Here is a 24793-nt window from a genome sequence, read left to right on the forward strand (position 1 = left end):
AACCTGTCGAAGGGACGCCCATGCCGGCCGGATCCTCACTGCCGTCTTCCCTGCTCCGGGCGCTGTCCCGTCCGGTTCCGCCGGGGAGCCTGGCCGACGTCGAGCACGTCGTCTTCGTGATGCTGGAGAACCGCTCGTTCGACCACTACTTCGGCCGGATGCGTGGGGTGCGGGGGTTCGGGGACCGCAACGCGGTGTCCACCCGGGCCTGGCGGCCGATCTTCGAGCAGGACGGCGTGCTGCCCTTCTCCGTACGGGAGGCGGCCGAGCGGGCGGGGGCGGACCCGATGCTGCTCGACACGCACGACCACACCTGGCTCGGCACCCAGAACGCCTGGGCCATGGGCTGGAACGACGCCTGGGCGCCCAACAAGGGGCCCGGCTCCATGGCCTACTACGACCGGGCCGACCTGCCGTTCCACTACGAACTGGCGGACACGTTCACGATCTGCGACGCCTACCACTGCTCGCTGCTGACCTCGACCACGCCCAACCGCAACTACCACATGACCGGTTACACCGGGTATGAGCCGGGCACCCGGCAGCGCGCGCTGGACAACGTCGCGTCCGAGGGGGCGGAGGGGCATCCGGGCTACGACTGGGTCACCGTGCCGGAACTGCTGACGCGGGCCGGGCACACCTGGCAGGTCTACCAGGAGTGGGACAACTACGAGTGCAACAACCTCGAGTTCTTCCGGCCGTTCGTGGCCGTGATGGACCGGATCGGGCTGGGGAGCATGCGCTCCTTCTACGAGAAGGTCCGGGCGGCGGAGGACCCGGCGCCGTTGCTCGCCGAACTGGCCGAGCGGGTGGCCGCCCTGGAGCCCGCCGACCGCGACCTCTACGACAGGGCGCTGCGCCGCGCCCCGGCGGGCGGCCTCGGAGACTGGTTCGCCGCCGACGTGGCCGCCGGACGCCTGCCCGAGGTGTCGTACGTCGTGCCGTCCCTGGCCGACTCCGAGCACCCCGAGGGGTCGTCGGCCGTGGAGGGCGGCCGGGTCCTCCACCGGCTGCTGGACGCGCTGGGATCGCATCCCGAGGTCTGGGCGCGGACCGCCCTGTTCGTGACCTATGACGAGAACGACGGCTTCTTCGACCACGTGCCGCCGCCGGTCCCGCCCGACGGCACCCCGGAGGAGTTCGTCGGCGGGCGGCCGATGGGCCTCGGCATCCGCGTTCCCATGATCGTCGTGTCGCCGTGGACCGTGGGCGGGTACGTCTGCTCCGAGACCTTCGACCACACCTCGACCGTGCGGTTCCTGGAGCGCAGGTTCGGGATCACGGCGCCCATCGGGGAGTGGCGGCGGCGGGTCGCGGGCGACCTCACCTCGGCCTTCGGCTTCGCCACGCCGGTGGCCGCGGCTCCCGTGGAGGCCGTCGCCGCGCCGCGCCCGGCTCCGGCGGGGGACCGGTGGTATCCCCGGACCCCCGACGAGCAGCGGATGCCGGTCCAGGAGCCGGGGGTCAAGCCCGCCCGCGCCCTGCCGTACCAGCCGGACGCCGAGGCCGTCGTGCGCGGGCGGTCCGTGGAGATCACGATGCGCAACTCGGGCACGGCCTCCGCCCACTTCATCCTGTACGGCCACCTGGGCGAGCTGGCCAAGCCCATGCACTTCGACGTGCTCGGCACGGCGGAGGAGGTGGTCTACTTCCCCTGCCCGGCGTACGACCTGCTGGTCGTGGGGCCGAACGGGTTCCGCAGGGAGTTCCGCGGCGGGGCGACCGATCCGGTCGAGGTGACCGGCGCGATCGACGCCGCCGCCCGCGCCGTGACGGTCGTGGTGCAGAACCTGACCGCGTCCCCCGTGGAGGCGGCGTTCGCCCCGGGGGCGTACGGCGGAGCGGCGCGCACGGTGCCGATCGCGCCGGGGGACGTCGCGCGCGTCGAGTGGCCCGCGCCGACCGGGTGGTACGACCTCACGGTCGGCGTGACAGGGCACGACGGGTTCGCCCGGCGGCTGATGGGACACATCGAGAACGGCCGCCCGAGCGTCACGGGGTGACGCCCGGGCGGGAGGTCCTCATTCAGATGGTCTATTCACATGGTCACTGTCAGGCGCGGACGATCGGCGTGTCCACGAGGTGTTCGGCGAGGAACCACGCCTGCAGCTCACCCGTGCGGATGACCTCGGAGACGAGCAGGTCGTTTGTGCCGTCGTCGCCCATGTCGGCCGCCCGTGAGGCGGCGTCGTGCGCCGCGACCAGGATCATCTCGTGCGCCTCCAGGAGCCGGGAGAGCATGGCGGGCACCTCCTCCACCCCGTCCGGCGGCCGTGGGATCACGGTCATCTCCGCCACCTGGCGCGGATCGCCGACCGCGACGCCGCCGAGCGTCTGGATGCGCTCCGCGATGGTGTCGATGATCGGCAGTTGCTCGCCCGCGTGCTTGTCGAGAAGCAGGTGCAGCTGGTAGAAGGTCGGCCCGCGCATCAGCCAGTGGTGCTTCTTGTACAGGCTGTAGAGGATCTGCGTGTCGGCCAGGATCTGGTTGAGCCGCTGACAGGAGTATTCGCGGGTCTCCCTCGGCAGCCCGACCGGGAAGTCGCGCACCGTGCCGAAGGCCTGTATCTCGGTGCCCCTCTGGTGGAGCCAGGGCTGGCTGCTCTCGCGCATCCTGGAGGAAGGGTTGACGCTCAAGGTGTCTCTCCTCACTCGGTCGGTTTTATGTCCGATATGTAGTCTTTCGCCGGATATGACCCTTAAACACCTTTGTGTGAGCATTTATCCCTGCGACAAGCCGACCCGCGGACGCTCCGACAGCCGGGCGGCGGTGCGCTCCGCCGTACGCCTGGCCCAATGGCCGGTCGTCGCGAGGGCGACCGAGAACACGATCACTCCGTACAGGGCGTTGACGCGGAAGGCCGCGTGCGCGGCGGGGACGAAGGCGCTGTTCGCGCCGGCGGAGGAGACCACCGACCCGGCGATGGCCACGCCGAGGGACTGGCCGACCTGCCTGCTGGTCGAGGCGACCGCCGCGGCCACCCCCGCCTGCGCGACCGGCATCCCGGAGACGGCGGTGTTGGTGATCGGGGGGTTGAGCAGGCCGAACCCCAGGCCGAAGACCAGGTAGATCCCGAGCAGCAGGGGGAGCGGCGTGCTGAGCGTCACCTGGGACAGCAGCGCCCCGGCGGCCGTCAGGCACACACCCGCGGCGACGAGCGGCACCCGGGGGCCGCGGGCGCCGACGAGCCGCCCCGACAGGGGCCCCACGATGGTCGTGGTCACCGCGACCGGCAGCGTGCACAGCCCGGCGGTCAGGGCGGACAGCCCGCGATGGCTCTGCAGGTAGAGCGTGTTGAGGAACAGGAACGCCCCCAGGCCGGCGAACCCGGCGACCCCCATGACGGCCGCGCCGGAGAACGGCGCGCTGCGGAAGAAGCGCATGTCGATCAGCGGTTCCGGCCTGCGCAGTTCCGCGACGACCAGGGCGGCGAGGGCCGCCGCCGCGACGCCGAAGCAGGTCGCGCTCACGGCGGCGCCCGCGCCGGGACCCTCGATGATCCCGTACGTGAGCGTACCGAGCATGACGATGACCAGCACCTGCCCGACGGGGTCGATCCGCCGGGCCGACGGAGCCTTCGACTCGGGGACGTACCGCCAGGTGAGGAACAGCGCGAGCAGGCCGATGGGCACGTTGATCCAGAAGATGGAGCGCCAGCCCACCACGTCGGTGAGCAGGCCGCCGACGACGGGTCCCAGCGCCATGCTGACCCCGATCACGCCGGCCCACACGCCGATGGCCTGCGCCCGCTCCCTGCGGTCGGTGAAGGTGTTCGTGATGATCGACATGGCGACCGGGTTGAGCATGGAGCCGCCCACGGCCTGGACGATCCGGGCGACCACCAGCCAGCCCAGGCTGGGGGCGAGGCTGCACAGCAGCGACGCGGACGTGAAGACGACCAGGCCGGTCTGGAACGTGCGGCGCCGGCCCACCCGGTCGGCCGTCGACCCCGACAGCATCAGCAGGCTCGCGAGCGTCAGCGTGTAGGCGTCCACCGTCCACTGCAAACCGGAGACCGGTGCGCGCAGGTCGTGCCCGAGCGACGGCAGGGCGACGTTGACGATCGTGTTGTCCAGCGACACGATCAGCAGGCTCATGCAGCAGATGAGCAGGACGAGGATCCGCCGTCGGCGAGTCATTTGCGGCACCACATCACACAACCGTACATATCCGGTCAGGAGAGGCTTGCGAGGGGGCAAACCGAATTACTCTGCTCCCATGCGTGCGACGGCGAACGGTATCGAAATCTGCTACGAGGTGTTCGGTGAGCCGGGAGGGCGCCCGGTCGTCCTCGTCATGGGGCTCGGGGCACAGATGATCAGCTGGCCGGAGGAGCTGATCGAACTGCTGGTGGAGGCCGGCCACACGGTCGTCCGGTTCGACAACCGGGACGCGGGCCTGTCCACCCACTTCACCCCCGCGGACGGCCTCGCGCCCGCCCCGTCGTACACGCTGGACGACATGGCGGACGACACGGCCGGCCTCATGGACGTGCTGGGCTGGGAGAGCGCCCACGTGGTCGGCGCGTCGATGGGCGGCATGATCGCCCAAACCCTCGCCATCCGCCACCCCGCCCGGGTGCGCACGCTGACATCGATCATGTCCACGCCCGGGCCGCGCGTGGGACGCGCGACGGAGGCGGCCATGAACGCGCTGGTGGCGCCCGTCCCGAACGACCGCGACGAGGCGGTCGCCCGTGCCGTCGAGACCGCGCGGGTCATCGGCTCTCCCGGCTACGAGATGGACGTCGAGCGCGTCATGCGGGTGGCGGGGGAGGCATACGACCGGGCGTTCGACCCCGCGGGCACCAACCGGCAGTTCACCGCGATCCGGAAATCCGGCGACCGTACGGAGGGGCTGCGCGGGCTCTCGGTGCCCGCGCTGGTGATCCATGGTGAGGACGACCCGCTGATCACCCTCGAAGGCGGGACCGCGACTGCGGACGCCATCCCCGGCGCGAAGCTGCTGACGTTCCCGGGGATGGGCCACGACCTGCCCCGCCCGCTCTGGCCGGTCATCGCGGAGGCGATCACCGAGTTGACCGGGCGGGGCTGACGGGCGGGACTCAGATCTCGAGCTTGTCCTCGATCGCGCGGAGCTGGTGCCGCGCCATCGCGAGGTTGGCCCTGTTGCGGTCGAGGGCGAGGTAGAGGAACAGGCCCTTGCCGCCGCGGCCGGTCAGCGGACGGATGATGTGATACTGCGAGCCCAGCGTGATCAGGATGTCCTCGATCCCGTCGCTGAGCTTGAGCGCGTCCATCGCGCGGAGCTTGGCCTTGACCACCTCGGTGTTGGCCGCGGCGGCCACCTGGAGGTCGAGGTCCTTGGACCCGCCGAGCGTGCCCAGCGCCATCCCGCTCCCGTAGTCGGCCACCGCCGCGCCGATCGCGCCGTCGATGGTGAGCATCTCCTTCAGAGAGACGTCCATGTTCGCCATGTCCCTACTCCTGTTCTGAGTTGTCATCCTTCTGGGTTGTCATCCGCGTTCGACGATGGCGGCGATCTTGTTCGCCGCCCTGCGTCCCTCGATCCGGAGCAGGCCGAGATTGGCTCCCTGGCCCGCGAGAACGGTGAGGACGAGCGTGGGGCCCGCGGCGTAGCACGCGGTGTGCCCCCGGGCGCCGGAGACGAGCGTCTCCTCCAGCCGCCCGATGCCGGCGAGATCGGTCATCTTCCGGCTGAGCGACAGCAGCGCCGACGTGAGCGCCGCGGTCTGCTCGGTGCCCGCGGCCAGGTTTGTGGCCATGTCCGTGGTCACGAGCATGCCGTCGACCGTGCAGGTGAGCGCTCCGGTGATCTCGGGCGCCCGTTCGCGCAGGACGACCAGTTCCTTGTGTATGTCGTGGCGCAGATCCACCGAGACACCCTTTCCGGCCCGCTTGAGCCACCCGATCACTACAGCGCCTCCAGCGCGTCACGCAGTCTGAGCAGCAGGTTCACGTCGGTCGCGTCGCCGTTGACCCATGGCAGTCCCGAGGCGGAGCGCCCGGGCCCTCCCGGGGACGGGACCGGGGCGGCCAGCGGGACCGGGGCGGCCAGTGGGGCCGGGGGCGAGGCAGGGGGCGGCTTGGGCGTGCGCTTGGGCAGCGCCGCGTGGCCGGCCTTCTCCACCAGTCCGGCCGCCGCGAGCTCCCGTACGGCCAGCAGCGTGGAGTAGGCCGGACGCCCGAGACGGCGGGCCAGCTCGACCGGCGTGGCGGTCGAGTCCGCGGCGAGCAGCAGCTCCCACTGCAACCGGCTGAGCAGCGCGTGCGAGCCCGGGATCCGCCGCAGGGGCGTCACAGGGCACGCGTCCAGCTCGGCCGACGGCCAGGCCCGCTCCAGCCTGGCCCGCCGCCTGGCGCACTCGCGCAGCAGCCCCGGCACGTCGAAGAACCAGTGGACGCCGAGCCAGTGGGCGTCGCCGTCCTTGAACCTGGTCCTCACCGTCTTGGGCGTCAGCAGGAAGAAGGCCGCGTCGAGCGTGGCGGACAGCGCGCAGAACTCCAGCTCACCACGGCTGAGCACCCCTTTTTCCACGAGCAGCGCCCCGCCGTCGCCGCCGGGACCGGCCTGCTGCCGCGCGCGCCGGACCCCGTTCGCGCTGATCCGGCCAGACGCGCCGAGCAGGTCCTCCACGCCGGGGGTGGTGGCGCACTCCACGTACGACACCCGGCCGTGGTCGTAGTAGACCGTGCCTTCCTTGCCCACCCGCAGTGAGCCGGTGGCCTCGTCCTTGGCGAGGCCGGTGAGCACGGCGTCGAGAGTCGGGGCCGCCACGGGTCAGGCTCCCATCAGGAGGCGACCAGCTCGTCGGTGATCGTGCGCAGCCGCCGCCGGGCCAGCGCGAGGTTCGAGCGTTCCACGTCCAGCCGCACGCACAGCAGCAGCGGGCCGTCGAACATCATCTCCATGGGCCGCACCAGGTGGTACGCCGAGCCCGTGGTGACGATCACGTCCTCGATCCGGAAGCCCGTCTCCTGGGAGGCCATCGCGATCCCGTCGAGCGTGGCGCGGTACGCCTCGCTGAGTCCCGCGGCCGCCCGTCCGGGATCGGCGATTCCCTTTCCCGCGACGGCCATGCCACTGGTGTGGTCCACGAGAATGGCGCCGAGCGCGCCCGGGATCGACATGGCCTCGGAGAGACAGTCCTCTATCCCGATCAACCCGTAACTCCTCGCCTCGCCGGTGCAGCGCGGCCCACACTAGAGGAGCAGGTGAACGGCCCTCCCGATTCGAGCGGGGCTCGGATATACGGATTAGTACGGAAGAATAAGAATCTTTCCTCTCGGAATGGAAATCCCGATTTTCGTGAAATCTCTTCATGTTGTCGGGGAGTCCACGGGCACGCCCAGGGCACGTCCACGGGCTCCTTCACCTCGGCACTGCGGTCACAATGGAGGCGTGGAACGTGTTCTGGTCAGCGCCTGCCTGCTCGGCCGCAGGGTGCGGTACGACGGCGGGGCGAAGACCAGCGATGACGACGTGCTGGCCCGCTGGCGCGCCGAGGGGCGGCTGGTGCCGTTCTGCCCGGAGGTCGAGGGCGGGCTGCCCGTCCCCCGGCCGCCCGCCGAGATCGAGGGCGGCGCGGGCGGGGCGGCCGTCCTCGCCGGAGAGGCCAGGATCCTGACGCCGGAGGGCGGCGACGTGACCGCCGCGTTCCTGTCCGGAGCGCGGCAGGCCCTCGCCGCCGCCAGGTCCCTCGGCGTACGGGTCGCGATCCTCAAGGAGGGCAGCCCGTCGTGCGGCTCGCTGCGGATCTACGACGGCGGCCACCGGGGGAGGACCACCCCGGGGCAGGGCGTGACGACCGCGCTGCTGGAGCTGAACGGCGTGCGCGTCTTCGGCGAGGACCGGATCCCGGAGGCCGCGGCCTACCTCGCGGATCTGGTCACGGAGACGGCTTCTACGGAGACGGCTTCTACGGAGACGGCTTTTACGGAGACAGGGGATCCGAGGTGACGATGACGGCCTTCTCGTCGGGCTTGTGCACCAGGACGTTCTCCACGTAGGACCGCACCGCCGCCTCCAGCCCGACGTCCTTGCCCGCGGCCTCGGACATGTACCAGCGGTGGTCGAGCACCTCGTGGAAGAGCTGGGCGGGCTCCAGCTTGCGCCGCAGGTCGACCGGGGTCGCGTGCACCACCGGCTGGAACACCTCGGCCAGCCAGCGGTGGGCCACGATCGCCTCGTCCTCGTGCCGCAGGCCCGTGGACACCCGGAACGAGTCGAGGTCGTTGAGCAGCCGCCTCGCCTGGTTCTCCTCCACGTCGAGGCCGGTCAGGCGCAGCAGGCGGCGCTGGTGGTGCCCGGCGTCCACGACCTTGGGCCGGACGATCAGCCGGGAGGTGCCTGCCTTGCGGCGCACCATCATCTCCGCGACGTCGAAGCCGAGGGAGTTGAGCCGCCGCACGCGCTGGTCCACGCGGTGCCAGTCGACCTCCTCGATGATCTCGTCCTCGGTCAGCTCGTGCCACAGCCGGTGGTAGCGCTCGACGAGCTGCTCGGCGAAGGCCAGCGGGTCGATGCTCGAGTGGAGCAGCCCGCCCGCCTCCAGGTCGAGCATCTCCCCGTAGATGTTGACGTGCGCCACGTCGATGTCGTGGGCCCGCTGCCCCTCGCTGATCGCCGGGTGGAGCTCGCCGGTCTCCGCGTCCACCAGATAGGCGGCGAAGGCCCCGGCGTCCCGTCGGAACAGCGTGTTGGACAGCGAGCAGTCGCCCCAATAGAAGCCGGTCAGGTGGAGCCGTACGAGCAGGACCGCGAGCGCGTCGAGCAGGCGGATCAGCGTGTCGGGCCGCACCGAGCCCGACAGCACCGCGCGGTACGGCAGCGAGAACTGCAGGTGCCGCGTGATCAGGGCGGAGTCCAGCTCGGAGCCGTCCGGCGCGGTCCGACCGGTGACGACGGCGACCGGCTCGACGGCGGGCGCGTCGTGCCGCGCCAGGTCCCACAGAAGCTGATACTCCCGCTTGGCGTACCGGGTGCTGATCTCCTTGATCGCGTACACCCGGCCGCTGAGCCGGGCGAAGCGCACCACGTGCCGGGAGATGCCGCGGGGCAGCGTCACCAGATGATGGACGGGCCACTCCTCCAGGGGGACGTCCCAGGGCAGGCGGATCAGGTCGGGGTCGCTGGGGGCGCCGGTGATCTGCAGGGGCACCAATCGCTCCTTTTCTGGGGGCTTCCACACAAGTGTCGCGGATAGAGTCGGGCGCTATGACGCTGGTGGACGAGTTCATCGACTGGTACCTGGCCGAGAACCCGGTCAGGGCGGCCCTCCTCGGGGCCGACGGATACGACCGCACGCTGGGCGATCTCAGCGCGGCCGCCTTCATCGCGCGGGAGCGGGCGGCCGAGGAGTGGTTGCGCAAGCTCTCGGAGGCGGCGCCCGAGAGCCCGGAGGACGAGATCGACAGGGATCTGGTCGCCGCCCATCTCCGGGGACAGATCGCGCTGGCCCGCTGGCCGGAGTGGCGGCGCGAGCCCGCCGCCTACCTCGGGGTGATCTTCGCGTCGATGTTCACGCCGTTCCAGCAGCGCCTCAAGCCGGAGGCCGAGCTGGTCGACGCCGCTATCGCGCGGCTGGCCGAGGTGCCCGCCGTGCTCGCCGCCTGCCAGGCCAACCTCGACCCCGATCTCGCCGCCGACCTGCTGGTCAAGCGCGGCCTCGACCAGGCCCGTACGGGCCGCGGTTTCCTGACCGGGACGCTGCCCGCGCTGGTCGGCGACCCGGACCTGCGGGCACGGCTCGCCGCGGCCGCCGAGCCGGCCGCCGACGCGTTCGACGGGCTGGTCCGCTTCCTGGAGGGCTTCGAGGCCCGCGGCACCTGGCGGATGGGCGAGGAGCTCTACTCCGCGCTGCTGCGCGAGCAGGAGATGCTCGGCTACGGCGCGGCGGAGCTGCACGAGAAGGGCCGTCAGGCCTGGGCCGAGCTGGACACGCGGATGACCGAGGTCGCCGCACGCCTCGGCTCCGGCGGCTGGCGGGCGGCCATGGAGTCGCTCATGGACGACCACCCGCCGATCCTGGAGGCCATGCGCGCCGAGTACGAGGCAGAGACGCTGCGGGCGCGCGAGTTCGTCCGCGAGCGCGGGCTGGTGACCTTCCCCGAGGGGGAGGAATGCCGGGTCGAGCCGTCGCCTGAGTTCCAGCGGCCCATCATCGCCGTGGCCAGCTACCTCGCCCCGCCGCCGCTGTCGTCCTCGCGCGACGGCGTGTTCTTCGTGCCGTACACCCCGGACGGCTTCACCGAGGAGCAGGTGCGGCAGCGGCTGCGCACCAACTCGCGCGCCCAGATGCCGTCGATCAGCGTGCACGAGGCCTACCCCGGCCACCACTGGCACCTGTCCTGGATGGCCGGCAACCCGCACCGCGCCCGCAAGATCTTCCGTACGCCCTACTTCGTGGAGGGCTGGGGGCTCTACGTCGAGAAGCTCATGCACGAGCAGGGCTACTTCGACACTCCGGAGACCGAGCTCGCCCACCTGGACTGCCGGATCTGGCGGGCCGCCAGGATCGTGGTCGACACGGCGCTGCACTGCGACGACATGTCGATCGAGCAGGCGGAGGAGTTCCTCACCACCAAGGCGTCGCTGTCGCCCGGCACGGCCGCCGGCGAGGTCAGCCGCTACTGCGCCTGGCCCACGCAGGCGCCCTCGTACCTCACGGGCGCCCTGGAGATCGAGCGGATCAGGGCCGACTACACGGGCGACCTGCGGAGCTTCCACGACACGATCGCGGGCTCGGGCGGGCTTCCGCTGGGCCTCGCCAGGAAGGTCGTGCTGGGTTAGGTCGTGCTGGATCAAGCCGTGCTGGGTCAACCGGCGAGCGCGCGCTCTATGACGGCGGTGAGCTGGTCCTCGGTGAGCACCGAGGGCCGGCCCACGCCGAGGGCGCGGACGTAGACCTCGCACAGCCACTCCAGCAGGCGCGTCGCCTCGAACGCCTGCTCTAGGCCGCCGCCGATCGTCACCGCGCCATGGCTCGCCATCAGCGCGGCCTGCCGGTCCCTGATCGCGGCGATCACGTTGTCCGCCAGTTCGGGCGTGCCGTACGTCGCGTACGCGGCGACCCGGACGGCGCCTCCGAGCAGCAGGGCGTTGTAGTGGACGGGCGGCAGTTCGGTCATGGTCGAGGCGACCACGGTCGCGAACACCGAGTGGGTGTGCACCACCGCACGGGCCCCGGTCGCCTGGTACAGCGCGAGATGCATCGGCGTCTCCGAGGACGGCTTGCGCTCGCCGTCCACGACCCGGCCCTCGAGGTCGAGCACCGGGCAGTCCTCCGGGCGCAGCTGGTCGAGCGCCACACCGGAGGGCGTGACGACGACCAGGTCCGCGGCCCGGGCGCTCAGGTTGCCCGAGGTGCCGATGACCAGGCCGAGGGCCGCCGCCCGCCGGCCGTACTCGCAGAGCTCACGCCGAAGCCCGTCAACCTGTTCATCCACCTGCTCGTCCACGCCGCGAATCTACACAATCGGCCGCGTTTCGTGATGTCCTGGCGTTATGTACGAGGCTTACGAGTGGCGCCGCGAGGGGGACACGATCCGCAGGACCGTGGTCGCCCGAGACTTCCGTACGGCCATCGCGATCGTGAACGACATCGCCGAGCAGGCCGAGGCGCTGAACCACCATCCTGACATCGACATCCGATGGCGGACCCTGCATCTGGCGCTGACCACCCACGACGCCGGCGGCCTGACCGACCTCGACTACAAGCTCGCCGCCCGCATCGACGCGATCGTGGCCGACCACGAGGCCGGATCCCCGCAGTCGCGGTAGGTCCTTTCCACGGCCTCCCGCTACCTGGCCCTGCCGCTACCTGGCCCTGCCGGTTCCTGGCCCTGCCGCGCGTGGATCCAGGCGGTGCCTCGCCGCGTCGGTGTCGTCGCCCACGGCTCTGGGCGGTGGCCTCCTCCGCCTTGCGACGCGTCCACCTGGATCCAGGGGCGCGACGGGCAGTGTCTGTCAGATGCTCCGTCTGTCAGATGCACCGTCCGCCAGGCGCTCCCAGCGTGCCGGAGCGCTCATGATGTCGTCGGATGCAGGGCCACGACGGGAATGACGCGGGAGGTCTTCTTCTGATACTCCGCGAAGATCGGGACCAGCTCGGCCTGGCGGGCGTACATGCGGTCGCGCTCCTCCCCGGTCAGCGGCACGGCCGTGGCGGTGAACGTCTCGATCGTCGTTCCGTCGCCGGCCTCGACGGTCACCGTGGGGTTGGCGAGCAGATTGTGGTACCAGTCGGGATTGCGCGGCGCGCCCGCGTATGAGGCGAAGACGAGGAACCTGTCCCCGTCCCGCAAGCACGCGACGGGGTTCGTACGGGCGGCGCCTGACTTGGCGCCCGTGGTCGTCAGCAGGATCAGCGGCGTTCCCTCGAACGCCCCGCCGACCTTGCCGCCGTTCGCCCGGAACTCTTCAATGATCTTGATATTCCAATCGGACATGGGACGCTGGCTCCTGAACCTCGATGTTTCCTGCCCGGCAGTGGAACTGTTCAGAGATCAACATAGCCAACGGACCACGGTCGGAGCAGGCGCGCGTGCGTGCTGTCGCACTGGCTAACCAGACGGACCGCTCGCGCGGGCGTGGATCGGCGTTACGAGGAGCTGCGCCGGCTTTCCGCGGCGGGTGGCCGAATGGGCCGACTGGCGGAATCGCCGAGCCGTCCCGGTCGACGGCGTCTGGAGCGCGTCCAGCGGGCTCTGTACGACAACCTCGAGACGCCGGAGGCGCTGCGCCTGCCGCGCTGGAAGCCGATGCGGCGGTCACGCCAGGCTCCAAGTCCGAGACCTTCCAGCACTTCGACCACCTGCTCGTTTCGCCCACCTGTCGCTCCAACAAATCGCCTGCTCAGGGGTGTCGATGGGGCACTGACGTGGAAGAATTCATACAAGAGTTCGAATCACGTTGGGAGGTGCGATGGATCTGTCCGATCTCGATCCTGAGCGCCTCCACCGTTCGAATGGCGAAGATGACGGCTGGTGGGATCGGCTGATCGCTGATTCTCCTTTGTGGTCCACGGACGGTTCGCTCGCCCGCGACAAGCCTGTGCACAACGCCAGTGCCACTGCCTACGAGGCCACCGCCAGCGAGGCTCCTGATGGCGGCGCTTCTGCCGGTGGGGCCGCCGGTCCTGCCGCACCGGACGGTGCCGGTCCTGCCGGTCCTGCCGGTGCGGACGCCGGTGATTCTGATGCCGGTGCCGGTGGTCCTGAGACGGGTCCTGCTGGTTCTGCTGCGGCGGGTGCCGGTGGTGGGGGTGATCGGCGGGTTCGGTCGTCGTGGGTGCTGGTGGGGTCGTTGCGGGAGTCGGCGCAGGCGCTGGCGTTGGCTCCAGTCCCGGAGGCGGTGGAGATCTGTCTGGCCGAGGCTGAGGATCTGCTGTTCGCCCGGGATCGGATCACGTGCGCGCTGGCTGAGCGGGTGGGGCGGGTGCATCGGGCGGGGCAGGCCAGACAGCATGGGCACGCCTCGACCCGGAGTTGGTTGCGGACGGCTGGGGGGATGACGGTCGGGGGTGCGGGCCGCCTTCTCGCCCTGGGGATTGAGTTGGCGCGGCTATCCACCGTGCGGGAGATGTTCGCCGCCGGACGGCTGGCGGCGGGGGTGGTGGAGGCGATCTGCGCCGCCGTTGCCGGACTCTCGGATGAGCAGGCAGGGCTGGCCGAGCCGATCCTGCTGGAGCTGGCGGGGCGGGCGGGCGCGGCGGAGGTGGCCAAGGCGGGGCGTTACCTGCGGGCGGTGCTGGACCCCGACGGCGAAGACCGCGACGAGCGTGCCGACTACGCGCGGCGGTCCCTGCGGGTGCGCCCGGGCAAGGGCGGCGGCCTGGAAGGAGAGTTCTACCTGCCGCGTGAGGCGGCGGCCCGGTTGCGGGCGCTGCTGGACGCCTACGCCCGGCCACGGGCGGAGGGCGATGACCGGTCGCTGGCGGAGCGTCAGGCGGACGCGTTCATCGCTCTGCTGGAGCAGCAGATCACCACCGAGCTTCTCGTGCTGGTCAACGCCGAGTCCCTCCCCACCGACCCTGAGCCGGAAGCTGCCCCCGACCCCGCGGCCACCACTGACCTCGAGGCCGCGTCGGGTACCGACGCCGAGCCCGCCACCGGGGGCGAGGCTGCCACCGAGCATGCGGCCGACCCGGCGACAGGCACTGACCCGGAGGCCGCCGATCCGGCGCCGGGGACCCCCGAAGGCCCGGTGCATGCCGGGATCCCCGAAGCCACCCTGGACAACCAGGACAGCGACGGCAGCGGCGACGGCGCGCAGGATGCCGGTGCGGATGAGAGCGACCGGCACGCCGCTGATGCCAACGACATGGACGACACCGAAGACGCCGAGGACGCCGGGGACGCCGGGGACGCCGGGGTCGCGCCGGTCGGCCGGAGCGGCGAGCACACCAGCGCTCCCGCCGAGTACGACACGCCCATCGCCGACACCACAGGTGCCAGCACGATCGGCGGTGCCAGCGGCGGCGCGGGTGGCGGCGCGGCCGGTCACCGTGACGGGCAGCCCGGCGATGATGTGACCGGCCGCGCGCAGGCGAGAACCGGGCAGCGGAGCGAGTCGCGGCAGGAACCACAGCAGAGCGACCAGGAGCGCACCGAGCGGGAGGAGAGCAAGCGGGAGCAGATCAAGCCACAGCAGGACTCGCCGCGCTCGCCGCAGCCGGGTTGGCCGATCCAGGAGGAGCCGCAGGAGAGCGCGAGGCGTAGGCAGGAGCGGAGATCGTGGGAGTCGCGGTGGGGTGAGTGGCGCTCGCCCGATCCTCCGGGGGATAGCCATGCCCATCACACTCACGCCGGGTCTCGGCCTGCGGGGGAGGTCCCGCATGCGCACAGCAGCAGTCAGCAGAGCAGCGGTGAGCAGGGCAGCGGTCAGGCACCGCGCGGCGAACAGACACCGGGAGCAGCATCGGGAGCGTCATGGGAAGCGCCACCGGGGGCAGGCCTGGGTGCGGCGTTGGGTGCGGCGTTGGGGATGGTGCCGGGGTTGTTGCTGGCCACCGGGCAGGTGCTGCCCGTCACCAGCGTGCACCGGCTGGCCCGCACCTCCACCCTCATGCGCATCGTCATGAACGCCGACGGCCAGGTCCTCGACATGGGCCGCAAAGTCCGCCTCGCCACCCCCGCCCAGCGGCGCGCGATCTTCACCCGATACGCCACCTGCTGGATCGACGGCTGCCCGCTCCCGGCCACCCTGTGCCAGATCGACCACGCCGACAACTGGAGCACCGGCGGCCTCACCGACCTCAAACTCCTCGGCCCGGCCTGCCAGTTCCACAACCGCGACCGCTACCAGCACCCCCACCGCTACACCCGCCACAAGATCGGCAAAGACCGCTGGGCCTTCACCTACCACGGCCGCACCAGACGGGCGCGGGAATGACGCCCACCATGACCAGGGCAGCGGTAGCCGATCAGGTCGTCTGCTACACCAGCGCCCGCTACGCCGCGGAGGCCGGCTCGCCCGTGGAGGGATGAGCTACTCGAACAGGCCGGGCGGCGGGACGGGTGCGAGGACGGAGTCGCCGTCGCGGATGGGAGCGGCCCCCGCGACCAGCCGGGTGAGGTCCTCGTCGGCCACGCAGCGGGCCTGTGTGAGGCCGCCGGCCGCCTTCCTGGTGAGTCCCTCGACCGGCAGGTCGCCGGGAGAGGCAGCCAGAATGACGTTACCGAACCTGCGCCCGCGCAGGATGCCGGGCTCGGCCAGCAGCGCGACGTGGGGGAAGACCCGGCTCACGGTGGAGGCGACGCGCTTGACGAAGGGCAGGCCCTTACCGTCCGCCACGTTGATCAGGGCCGTGCCGGAGGGGCGCACCACGCGCGCGATCTCCGCCATGTACTCGACGGTCGCCAGCTCGACGGGCATCGTCGCGCCCGTGAAGGCGTCGAGCACGAACAGGTCGGCCGAGTCGTCCGCGAGGTCCTTCGTGGCCGCGCGGCCGTCCATCACCCGGACTTTCAGCCGGGGCACCGACTTGAGGCTGAGCTGGTCGCGGACGAGCTGGACCAGTGCGGCGTCCAGCTCCACCACGATGTGCCGGGAGCCGGGCCGCCGCGCGGAGACATAACGGGGGATCGTGCAGGCCCCGCCGCCGATGTGTACGGCGTCGAGCGGGCCTTCGGGCAGGCAGTCGATCACGCTCGCCATGAGCTGGGTGTAGGAGAAATCCAGATAGGTGGGATCGGTCAGGTCCACGTACGACTGGGGGACGCCGTCCCTGATCAGCATCCACCCGTCCGGCCGGTCGAGGTCGCGCAGGAGCTCCACCTCGCCGAAGGTCACCGGATAGCGGCCTGGCAACGGTTCTCTGCTCCTTGCCACCTATGACTCCTTTCGCGTGATATGAGAACCGTATGCGGAACAGGGCCCTGCTCGCCCTCGTCATGGTCGCCGCGGCCATCTTCGTCTTCGGCGTTGTCGGACTCATTGTGTCCGGCAGTCAGGGGCCATCCTCGGACTTCGTCGCCGCGCCGCGCGGGACGCTCGCGCCCGCTGGCCCGCAGACGCTCCAGCTTCGCCCCGACTCGTCTCCCGAGCCGTCCCCCGAGGGCTCCCCGGAAGGCTCTCCGGGCGAGACGGCGGCTGCCTACTTCCAGGCGTGGGTCAAGGGCGACTACAGCGCCATGCGCGAGCTGGTCGACGAGCCTCCCGACGACTTCGCCGACCAGCATCGCGCGTTCGAGGACGTCGCGCTGTCCCGCTCGCTGCGGATCACGGTCGGCGACATGGTCCGCACCGGGGACGAGACCGCCGAGATCCCGTTCACGCAGGAGCGTGACGAGCAGGACGTCGGCACCTGGCGCTTCGACTCCAGCCTGCATCTGGCCGTACGCGACCTCACCTGGAAGGTGCTCTGGACCCCCGCCGTCCTGCATCCGGAGATCCAGCCGGGTGGCAGTCTCGTCAGGGCCGAGCCGCAGGTGGGGCCGCTGCGGCCGGTGACCAGGGGAGGGCGGGAGTTCCCGCAGAACTCGGGCGCCGAGGCGTACATCGAGCACCTGATGAGCCAGGGAGTCGCGCCCACGGGAGGCGTGGCCGTGGGGTGGGCGCTGGCGGTCGAGAATCCGGGCCTGCCGGCGAAGACCGTGCTCTCCTACAAGCCGGACAAGCGGCCGGTCGGCGTACGGACGACGATCGACTACACGGTGCAGGCCGCGGCGGCCCAGGCGCTGGACGGCGTGCAGCGCGGCGCCATCGTGGCCGTACGGTCGTCGACCGGTGAGGTCCTGGCCGTCGCCGACCGCTTGGGCGGCCGGGGGGCGTTCGAGCGCAAGTACCCCCCCGGCTCGACGTTCAAGACGATCACGGCGGCGGCGCTGCTGAACAACGGGCTGTCCTCGGACAGCACGGTGGACTGCCCAGCGGTCTACCAGATCCCCATGAACCGGGCGATCCACAACTATCGCAACGAGAACCACGGGACGCTCACGCTGCGGCAGGCGTTCGCCCTGTCGTGCAACACCACGTTCGCCCGGCTGACGATCGAGCGGCTGAGCGGTGACACGCTGGTCGAGCAGGCCAAGGCGTTCGGCTTCACAGTGTCGGGGGAGAGCGGCGGCATGAGCACGTGCGGCAGCCTCCTGCGGCCGGAGAACCCGGACGCGCTCGCCGAGGACTCCTTCGGCCAGGGCACGGTCGAGGCGACCCCGCTCTGCATGGCGCTGGTCGCCGCCGCCGTGGAGAGCGGCGAGTGGCGGCCGGCCCGCCCGCTGGCGGACGAGGAGCAGCAGGGGGAGCTGCCGCAGAACGTGCCGTTGCCTTCGAACGTGGCGGAAGGGCTGCGTTCGCTGATGAGCGCGGTCACGGTGGACGGGACCGCCGCCGGCTCGGAGCTGCCCCAGGGCGTCGCGGGCAAGACCGGCACCGCCGAGGACGGACAGGGCGGGCAGGACCACGCCTGGTTCATCGGCTATCGGGGTGATCTCGCCTTCGCCGTGTTCGTGGAGCACGGCGGCACCGGCCGTAGTGCCGCCGTGCCCATCGCCGCCCGCTTCCTGAAGGCCCTGTAGATCAGTTCACAGCCCAGTTCACGGGCCAGGGCTCAGGCGACCAGGTCGGCCACTGCCGCGGCGAACACCTCGTGGTGGAGGTCCACGTCGGCCTCGGTGGTGGCGGGGGACATCAGCGCCATGTTGTGGAACGGCGTGAGCAGCACGCCCCGGTTGGCGAGATAGACGTGCAGGTAGTCGTCCAGGTCGGGGTCGCCCGCGGCGTTCGACTCGCCGCCGTTGCGTGGGGCCGGGCTGGTGAAGCGATACTCGGCGCGCGCTCCGAGCTGGGTGACCGACCACGGCAGGCCGTGGGCGTCGATCACCTCCTGGACGCCCTTGGTGAAGCGCGTCGCCAGCTCGGTCATGGCGGCGAACGCGTCGTCGGTGAGCACGTGCTCCAGCGTCGCGCGCATCGCGGCGACCGAGAGGGCGTTGCCCGCCAGGGTGCCGCCGACGCCGCCCATGTCGACCAGGTCGAGCCCTTCCATCGCCTCGATGCGCGCCGCGACCTCGGCGGACAGGCCGTACCCGCCGCTCGGGATGCCGCCGCCGATCGCCTTGCCGATCGTGACGATGTCGGGGTGCAGGTCCCAGGCCTTCGTGCAGCCGCCCGGTCCCGCCGAGAAGGTGTGCGTCTCGTCGTTGATCAGCAGGCTGCCGTGCCGCCGGGTCAGCTCCCGTACGCCCTCCAGGTAGCCGGGCTCGGGCAGCACGATGCCGATGTTGGTGAGGGCCGGCTCCATGAGGACCGCCGCGACGTCGCCGTACGCCAGTTCGCGCTCCAGCGAGGACAGGTCGTTGAACTCGACGACGCGTGAGGTGACGGTGGGGTCGACCGGCGCGCCGACGTTGCCCTCGCGGGACTCCTGCCGCCCGTCAGGGCCGACCACGATCAGGACCTCGTCGACGCTGCCGTGGTAGCAGTAGCTGTTCACGAGGATCTTGGGCCTGCCGGTGATCGCCCTGGCCAGCCGGATCGCCCACCGGTTGGCGTCGGTGGCCGTCAGCGAGAAGCTCCAGTAGGGCAGGCCGAAGCGCCGGGCCAGCTCGGCGCCGACCCAGGCGGCGTCCTCGGTCGGCATCATGACCGTCGCGCCGCCGCGCCGGCCGAACCGGTCGGCCACCGCCTCGACCGTGGCCCGGGGCGAGTGCCCCGCCATCGCGCCGGTGTCGCCGAGGCAGAGGTCGACGTACTCGTGGCCGTCCAGGTCGGTGACGCGGGCGCCGCGGGCCTCGGCCAGGTACAGGGGGAAGCCCGCCGCGGTCTTGTTCATCCATGTCATCGGGACGCCGCCGAACAGGTGGCCTCTCGCCTGCTCGTACGCGGCGGCCGAGCGCGGGTTGCGGGCCCGGAACGTGCCGCGCTCGCGGTCGAGGAGCCGGGCCAGGCGAGTACGGTCGATCATCTTCCCTGCCTTAAAAGGATCACTCAAAGATCGCTTATAGATCGCTCATTCGGCGTTAGACCGCAGGATCTGCACGCAAAAGTACACAAAGACCCCAAGTTTCGTCACCTGGTGGGCGGGATGAAAGATGTCCTCCGTGGGTGCTATCTAAGAGAAAACTGTTCACATAGATAGCCCTGAATGGGGGAATAATCTCGTATCCCAGCATGACACGGAGGTGAAATGGACCCCACCGCCGTACACGACGTCCTCGCGCGGCACCTGCTCGTCGACGGTTACCGCCTGGTGCTCGACCTGGACCGGAGCGCCGGCTCCTGGGTGGTCGACGCCCGTGATGACCGGAGGTATCTGGACTTCTACACGTTCTTCGCGTCGTCGCCGCTGGGGGTGAACCCGTTCACCGACGACCCGGACTTCGTGGCGCTGCTCGGCCGGGTCGCCGCCAACAAGCCGGCGAACTCCGACATGTACACCGTCCACCTCGCCGAGTTCGTGGAGACGTTCCGGCGCGTGCTCGGCGATCCCGAACTGCCGCACCTGTTCTTCGTCGAGGGCGGGTCGGCGGCCGTGGAGAACGCGCTCAAGTGCGCCTTCGACTGGAAGAGCCGCTGGAACGAGGCCCACGGCCGCCATCCCGGCCTCGGCACCCGCGTCCTCCACCTCACCCGGGCCTTCCACGGCCGCGGCGGCTACACGCTCTCGCTCACCAACACGGACCCGGTCAAGACCGACAGATTCCCCCGGTTCTGCTGGCCGCGCGTCGACGTCCCCGCCATCCACTTCGGGGACGTGGAACGGGCCGAGGAGCGCGCGCTGGCGCAGGCCAGGGACGCGTTCGAGCGGTTCCGCCACGACATCGCCTGCTTCATCGCGGAGCCGATCCAGGGTGAGGGCGGCGACAACCACATGCGCCCCGAGTTCCTCCAGGCGATGCAGGCGCTCTGCCACGAGCACGAGGCCCTGTTCGTCGTGGACGAGGTGCAGACCGGCGTCGGCCTGACCGGCACCCCCTGGGCGTACCAGCAGTTGGGGCTGGCTCCGGACATCGTGGTCTTCGCGAAGAAGGTCCAGGTCGGTGGCCTCATGGCGGGCCGCAGAGTGGATCTCGTGCCCGACAACGTGTTCCGGGTGAGCGGCAGGATCAACTCCACCTGGGGCGGCGGCCTGGTCGACATGGTCCGCTCCCGCCGCATCCTGGAAATCATCGAACGGGACGGCCTGATCCCCAGGGCGGCCATCCTCGGCGAGAAACTGCTGGGCGCGCTGCGTGGGCTGGAGGCCGACGGCCTGGTCGCCAACGCCCGCGGACGTGGGCTGATGTGCGCCTTCGACGTCCCCGACCCCGCCGGGCTGGTCTCCAGGCTCAGGGAGGAGCACGCGATCCTGGTGCTGCGCTGCGGCGAACGGTCGGTGCGGCTGCGCCCGGCGCTGTCCGTCCAGCCCGACGAGCTCGAGTACGGGCTCGCCGGACTCCGCGCGGCTCTCGAAGGGTCCGGCAGGTCAGTCCTTTGACGAGGGCTCGGACTCGCCGCGCCAGCGGCAGATCGCCCTGACCCGCGACTCCACCCCGAGCTTGGCGTAGATGCGGTTCACGTGGTTCTTCACGGTCTTCTCGCTGAGGAACAGCCGCTGGGCGATCTCGCCATTGGAGTGACCTGTCGCGATCAGCTCCATGACCTCGGTCTCCCGTTTGCTCAGCCCCAGGTCGTGTCCCGGCGTGGTGCGGTCGTCGATTCTCATCCGGCCTCCGTCGAAGACGTCAGAGATCGCCGAGGCCCCCGCACGGCGGTTGTGAGCGAGAGCATAACCCGTAATATCCACCTTTGGGGCAAAGCGTGTTTACTTGCCCGCGTCAACGCCTCCACACGCCGTGACGGTCTCAGGACGCCTATTCGAACCGCGCGTTGTCGGGCGCGGTCATGCGCCGCAGCAGCGGCAGCGTCGTGAGGATCACCAGGAGGGAGGCGGCCAGACCGCCGCCCAGGGAGGCGAAGTAGACGGGTCCCGGCAGCGCGGACGCGGCGCTCTTCATCGCGAGGGCGTCGAGGAGCGGCTCGGCCACGCCGAAACCGGCGACGGCCGCGAGCGCGGCGGCCAGGAGGAGCGGCAGCGCCGACTCCAGCAGCACCACCGCGGCCAGGGTGCGCGTGGGCGTGCCCGCCAGCCGCAGCAGGATGAACGGCTGCCTGCGCTCCACCAGCCCGCCGCCGGCCGCCACCACCAGGCCGCAGGCGCCGGCGACCAGGGTGAGCCCGATCACGGCCAGTGCGATGTTCTCCGCCCGGACGTACAGGTCCGCCCTGACCCGGGCGACCTCGGCGAAGGTCATCGGCGCTTCGGCGGTGTAGCCGGCCAGTAGGGTGCGCAGCCGCTCCAGCGCCGCGGGATCACGTGTGCTGATCATGACGGCCGCCAGGTCGAGCCCGTCGGTGGAGGCGACAGGCGGGCTGGCCGGGCCCGCCAGCGGCAGGAGCCTGTCGACGGTGAGGGGGTTGTCGGCGCCGACGATGCGGGCGAAGTTGCCCGCCACGGCGTGGGCGCCCCTGCCGCCGATGTCCGCGGGACAGCGGCCCAGCACGGGGAAGAGGGCCAGCCCGGCGCACTCGACGACGTACGGCGCGGGTGGCGGGCCGTCCGGCCGCGGGGGGACGTCTTCCATGTCCGCCCGCGCGTAGATCGGAAGTGTCCGCACGCCCGGATAGGTGTGCAGCCGGGCGAGCAACTCCGTTCCGGCCCGCGGGGACAGGCCGGAGACGCCCGGCCGGGCGAACGTGGCGCCCAGGACGTCGTTGAGCGTGCCGCCGGCCACCTTCTGCTGACCGGCGACCACCGCCGGCACGAGGGCCGCGATCGTCGTCCCGATGAACACCGCCAGCACCAGCCCGCTCACCGACCTGAAGGCGGTCTTCGGGTCGGCCGCCAGGCGTCGCGCGGCCAGCAGCGTCGCCCCGCCCCGCGTCAGCCGGGCGGTCAGGCGCGCGGCGACCATGGTCAGCCAGGGTCCGGCCAGCATCAGCCCGATCATGATCAGCGCGAGCGCGACGACGGCGAGCGACTCGTCGGGCTTGCCGTTCCGGTAGACCGGGCCCGCGAACAGCCCCAGCCCCGCCAGCAGCGGGATCACCCGCCACGCTCTCGGCGGGGACGCGGTGGTCCTCCTCGCCACGCCGAGCGGCGAGATCCGCACCCGCCGCAGCGACCACAGGGCCGCGCAGGCCGCCGCGACCGGCACGCCGCCGAGCACGGCCGCGTACTGCCACAGATGCGGGGTGACCAGCTCAGGGAAGAACCGGGCGCCGGTGACCCGCACGCCGGCCACGGCAGGCCGTACGAGCTGGAAGACCGCGAGACCGGCCAGCGCGCCGGCCAGCGCGCCCAGCGCGGCGTCCACCGCCGCGAGCACGTTGATCTGCCGGGTGGTGGCGCCGACCAGGCGGATCGCGGCGAAGCGGGTCTCGCGGCGGGCCGCGGCCAGCCGGGTGGCGGTGCCCACCAGCACCAGCAGCGGGACGATCAGCCCGACGGCGGCGACGGCGAAGCCGAACCGGTAGACGTCCGCGTCGTCGTCGGCCGCGGGCTCCGCGGGGATCACGTCGATCTGCCTGGCGCCGGGCATGGCGGCGACCTGGTCCAGTGTCCGTCCCACCACGATGACCAGCTCGTCGGGCCCGGACAACGCCGCGTCGCCGATCAGACCGGCGCGCGTGCCGGGGAAGCGGGCGGCCAGTTCCGCACGCGGCGCCGAGTCGAGCAGGGCGGCCAGCGCGGGCGAGGCGTAGTACTGCCCAGGGCCGGGCATGCGGGACAGGCCGGGGACGACCGGCGCCGTCGGGCCCAGCGCGGCGGCGTCGAGCCTCTTGATCGTCCGGCCGCCGTAGAAGTCCTCGCGGTAGTTCCACAGAGCGCCGCCGGCCGTCGAGTCGAGGGCCCGGCCGCTGGGCGCCGAGCCGTTCACGCACTCCCAGCAGGGACGGTCACCCGTGGCCTGGAAGGCGTTGAACAGCGACAGCGTGGCCAGCAGCACCGCGACACCGGCCGCCACCCCGGCGACGATCAGCGCCAGCCTGGCCGCCGCCTCCCTGCCGCTGCTCAGCGACAGCCGCAGGCCCAGCCGGATCATCGGACGGTCCCGGTGACGTACGGATCGCAGACCCGGCCGTCACGCACCATGACCTCCCGGTCGGCGCAGGCGGCCACCCGGGCGTCGTGCGTCACGACGATCACGGTGGCGCCCTCCTCGCGGGCCAGGCCCACCAGCAGGTCCATCACGTGCTCGCCGGTGAGCGAGTCGAGAGAGCCCGTCGGCTCGTCGGCGAAGACCACCCGAGGCCGGGTGACCAGCGCCCTGGCGATCGCCACGCGCTGCGCCTGCCCGCCGGACAGCTCCCCGGTGCGCCGGCCGCCCAGATCACCCAGCTCCAGCCGTTCCAGCCATTCGGCCGCCCGCCGCTCGGCGTGCTTTCTCCTGGTACGGCCCAGCAGCAGCGGCAGCATCACGTTGTCGGCGGCGGTCAGCTCCGGCACGAGCTGGCCGAACTGGAACACGAAGCCGAAGGCGGTGCGCCGCAGTTCACTGCGGCGAGCGTCGTCCAGGGTGTCCAGGCGGCTGCCGTCGAACCAGACCTCGCCGCTGTCGGGGGTGAAGATGCCGGCCAGGCAGTGCAGCAGCGTCGACTTGCCCGAGCCGCTGGGCCCCATCACGGCCAGCACCTCGCCCGCGGTCACCGACAGGTTCGCCTCCCGCAACGCGGGCGTGCTGCCGTAGGAGCGGCTGACCTCCCGTGCTTCAAGGATCATGACGCACGCACCGTCTCGGCCAGCGCTCCCAGCCGGGCCTGGGTGACGTCGATCCACCGCAGGTCCGCCTCCAGGTGGAACATGGCGTGGTCGGCCAGCAGGGCGTCGGTCAGGGAGCCGCCGCGCTTGACCTCGGCCAGCTCCCGCATGCGCCGCATGTGCGTGGCGCGCTGCCCGTCCAGGTAGCCGGCCGCGTCACGGCCCAGCATCAGCGCCAGCACGACCTTGGTGAACAGCACCGTCTGCAGGTACGGCTCGGCCGCGACCGGCTCGGTGAGCCAGGCGGCGACCTCCTGCCGGCCCAGGGGGGTGATGGCGTAGCGCTTGCGCTCCGGGCCGTCGCCCGGCTCGCTCTGCCCCGTGACCTTGCCATCCCTGGCCAGGCGGCCGAGCGTGGAGTACACCTGCCCGAAGGGCAGCGGCTTGCCCCGGCCGAAGAAGGCGTCGTAGTCGCGTTTCAGGTCGTATCCGTGGCTCGGCTCCCGCTCCAGCAGGCCGAGCAACGCGAGGGGAACGGTCATGATCCGAGACTATACGCTGAAGGTATACACCTGAGGGATACTGGCTGAAAAAATGGGCCCTGAAGACGGGCATGCAAAACGAAC

At 71.3% G+C, this 24793-nt stretch carries 23 protein-coding genes; 8 read left to right on the plus strand and 15 right to left on the minus strand.

Annotated elements, in window-relative coordinates; genetic code table 11:
• The first annotated feature begins 20 nt into the window (after nucleotides 1–20).
• Entirely contained in the window at nucleotides 21–2003 is a 1983-nt protein-coding gene (locus HHX31_RS11025) for a phosphocholine-specific phospholipase C (RefSeq protein WP_169947820.1), read from the plus strand.
• Nucleotides 2004–2052: 49 nt separating this feature from the next.
• On the opposite strand, the gene HHX31_RS11030 is transcribed toward HHX31_RS11025, so the two are convergent.
• Nucleotides 2053–2613 carry a Dps family protein gene (locus HHX31_RS11030; RefSeq protein WP_169948321.1) on the minus strand — a complete coding sequence of 187 codons (561 nt, stop codon included), beginning with the start codon at nucleotides 2611–2613 and terminating at the stop codon, nucleotides 2053–2055.
• Nucleotides 2614–2721: 108 nt separating this feature from the next.
• Entirely contained in the window at nucleotides 2722–4140 is a 1419-nt protein-coding gene (locus tag HHX31_RS11035) for an MFS transporter (protein ID WP_211589559.1), read from the minus strand.
• A 79-nt stretch (nucleotides 4141–4219) separates the two neighbouring features.
• On the opposite strand from HHX31_RS11035, the gene HHX31_RS11040 reads away from it, so the two are divergent.
• Complete coding sequence (locus HHX31_RS11040) at nucleotides 4220–5056, plus strand: alpha/beta fold hydrolase (RefSeq protein ID WP_169947823.1); 837 nt, start codon at nucleotides 4220–4222, stop codon at nucleotides 5054–5056.
• A gap of 10 nt (nucleotides 5057–5066) precedes the next feature.
• Here HHX31_RS11040 and HHX31_RS11045 read toward each other — a convergent pair whose 3' ends face one another.
• From HHX31_RS11045 to HHX31_RS11060, 4 genes are read right to left on the minus strand one after another with little or no spacing between them, the layout of a single operon-like run.
• Nucleotides 5067–5438, minus strand: a complete 372-nt coding sequence (locus HHX31_RS11045; RefSeq protein ID WP_169947825.1) for a hypothetical protein — start codon at nucleotides 5436–5438, stop codon at nucleotides 5067–5069.
• Between the two features lie 39 nt (nucleotides 5439–5477).
• Nucleotides 5478–5858, minus strand: coding sequence for a roadblock/LC7 domain-containing protein (locus tag HHX31_RS11050; protein WP_169947827.1), 381 nt, complete (start codon nucleotides 5856–5858; stop codon nucleotides 5478–5480).
• Between the two features lie 38 nt (nucleotides 5859–5896).
• Nucleotides 5897–6760, minus strand: coding sequence for a helix-turn-helix domain-containing protein (locus HHX31_RS11055; RefSeq protein ID WP_169947829.1), 864 nt, complete (start codon nucleotides 6758–6760; stop codon nucleotides 5897–5899).
• Between the two features lie 14 nt (nucleotides 6761–6774).
• Complete coding sequence (locus HHX31_RS11060) at nucleotides 6775–7146, minus strand: roadblock/LC7 domain-containing protein (protein WP_169947830.1); 372 nt, start codon at nucleotides 7144–7146, stop codon at nucleotides 6775–6777.
• Nucleotides 7147–7384: 238 nt separating this feature from the next.
• Here HHX31_RS11060 and HHX31_RS11065 point away from each other — a divergent pair, with 238 nt between their 5' ends.
• Complete coding sequence (locus tag HHX31_RS11065; RefSeq protein WP_169947832.1) at nucleotides 7385–7942, plus strand: DUF523 domain-containing protein; 558 nt, start codon at nucleotides 7385–7387, stop codon at nucleotides 7940–7942.
• On the opposite strand, the gene HHX31_RS11070 is transcribed toward HHX31_RS11065, so the two are convergent.
• Nucleotides 7917–9143 carry a DUF4032 domain-containing protein gene (locus tag HHX31_RS11070; RefSeq protein ID WP_169947834.1) on the minus strand — a complete coding sequence of 409 codons (1227 nt, stop codon included), beginning with the start codon at nucleotides 9141–9143 and terminating at the stop codon, nucleotides 7917–7919. The two genes, HHX31_RS11065 and HHX31_RS11070, sit on opposite strands and share 26 nt — an antisense overlap.
• Before the next feature lie 56 nt (nucleotides 9144–9199).
• Between HHX31_RS11070 and HHX31_RS11075 the strand changes: the two genes are divergently transcribed.
• Nucleotides 9200–10774: a DUF885 domain-containing protein gene (locus HHX31_RS11075; protein WP_169947835.1), complete on the plus strand. Its 1575-nt coding sequence runs from the start codon at nucleotides 9200–9202 to the stop codon at nucleotides 10772–10774.
• Nucleotides 10775–10800: 26 nt separating this feature from the next.
• On the opposite strand, the gene HHX31_RS11080 is transcribed toward HHX31_RS11075, so the two are convergent.
• Nucleotides 10801–11442, minus strand: a complete 642-nt coding sequence (locus tag HHX31_RS11080; RefSeq protein WP_311931732.1) for a class II aldolase/adducin family protein — start codon at nucleotides 11440–11442, stop codon at nucleotides 10801–10803.
• A 46-nt stretch (nucleotides 11443–11488) separates the two neighbouring features.
• Here HHX31_RS11080 and HHX31_RS11085 point away from each other — a divergent pair, with 46 nt between their 5' ends.
• On the plus strand, nucleotides 11489–11764 hold the full coding sequence (locus HHX31_RS11085) for a 4a-hydroxytetrahydrobiopterin dehydratase (protein WP_169947837.1): 276 nt from the start codon (nucleotides 11489–11491) through the stop codon (nucleotides 11762–11764).
• A gap of 245 nt (nucleotides 11765–12009) precedes the next feature.
• Here the strand turns inward: HHX31_RS11085 and HHX31_RS11090 are convergent, their stop codons facing one another.
• Nucleotides 12010–12432, minus strand: coding sequence for a nitroreductase family deazaflavin-dependent oxidoreductase (locus HHX31_RS11090; protein ID WP_169947839.1), 423 nt, complete (start codon nucleotides 12430–12432; stop codon nucleotides 12010–12012).
• A gap of 475 nt (nucleotides 12433–12907) precedes the next feature.
• Here HHX31_RS11090 and HHX31_RS11095 point away from each other — a divergent pair, with 475 nt between their 5' ends.
• Entirely contained in the window at nucleotides 12908–15376 is a 2469-nt protein-coding gene (locus HHX31_RS11095; protein ID WP_249345863.1) for a DUF222 domain-containing protein, read from the plus strand.
• A 96-nt stretch (nucleotides 15377–15472) separates the two neighbouring features.
• Here the strand turns inward: HHX31_RS11095 and HHX31_RS11100 are convergent, their stop codons facing one another.
• On the minus strand, nucleotides 15473–16315 hold the full coding sequence (locus HHX31_RS11100) for a fused MFS/spermidine synthase (RefSeq protein WP_311931733.1): 843 nt from the start codon (nucleotides 16313–16315) through the stop codon (nucleotides 15473–15475).
• 32 nt (nucleotides 16316–16347) lie between these two features.
• Between HHX31_RS11100 and HHX31_RS11105 the strand changes: the two genes are divergently transcribed.
• On the plus strand, nucleotides 16348–18003 hold the full coding sequence (locus HHX31_RS11105) for a penicillin-binding transpeptidase domain-containing protein (protein WP_169947843.1): 1656 nt from the start codon (nucleotides 16348–16350) through the stop codon (nucleotides 18001–18003).
• A gap of 32 nt (nucleotides 18004–18035) precedes the next feature.
• On the opposite strand, the gene HHX31_RS11110 is transcribed toward HHX31_RS11105, so the two are convergent.
• Entirely contained in the window at nucleotides 18036–19391 is a 1356-nt protein-coding gene (locus HHX31_RS11110) for a transaminase (protein WP_169947845.1), read from the minus strand.
• Between the two features lie 222 nt (nucleotides 19392–19613).
• Here HHX31_RS11110 and lat point away from each other — a divergent pair, with 222 nt between their 5' ends.
• Entirely contained in the window at nucleotides 19614–20903 is a 1290-nt protein-coding gene (lat, locus tag HHX31_RS11115) for an L-lysine 6-transaminase (RefSeq protein ID WP_169947846.1), read from the plus strand.
• Here the strand turns inward: lat and HHX31_RS11120 are convergent.
• The 4 genes from HHX31_RS11120 to HHX31_RS11135 form a co-directional block, all read right to left on the minus strand.
• Nucleotides 20892–21131 (minus strand): response regulator transcription factor, encoded by a 240-nt coding sequence (locus HHX31_RS11120; protein WP_169947848.1) that lies wholly within the window; start codon nucleotides 21129–21131, stop codon nucleotides 20892–20894. The genes lat and HHX31_RS11120 overlap by 12 nt on opposite strands.
• Before the next feature lie 148 nt (nucleotides 21132–21279).
• Nucleotides 21280–23511 carry an FtsX-like permease family protein gene (locus tag HHX31_RS11125; RefSeq protein ID WP_169947850.1) on the minus strand — a complete coding sequence of 744 codons (2232 nt, stop codon included), beginning with the start codon at nucleotides 23509–23511 and terminating at the stop codon, nucleotides 21280–21282.
• The gene (locus tag HHX31_RS11130) at nucleotides 23508–24188 is read right to left on the minus strand and encodes an ABC transporter ATP-binding protein (protein WP_169947852.1); all 681 of its coding nucleotides are present in this window, start codon (nucleotides 24186–24188) and stop codon (nucleotides 23508–23510) included. The genes HHX31_RS11125 and HHX31_RS11130 overlap by 4 nt, the downstream gene beginning before the upstream one ends.
• The gene (locus tag HHX31_RS11135; protein ID WP_169947854.1) at nucleotides 24185–24709 is read right to left on the minus strand and encodes a PadR family transcriptional regulator; all 525 of its coding nucleotides are present in this window, start codon (nucleotides 24707–24709) and stop codon (nucleotides 24185–24187) included. The genes HHX31_RS11130 and HHX31_RS11135 overlap by 4 nt, the downstream gene beginning before the upstream one ends.
• Between the last annotated feature and the right edge of the window lie 84 nt (nucleotides 24710–24793).

Source organism: Microbispora sp. H11081 (assembly GCF_012999535.1).
Classification (GTDB): Bacteria; Actinomycetota; Actinomycetes; order Streptosporangiales; family Streptosporangiaceae; genus Microbispora.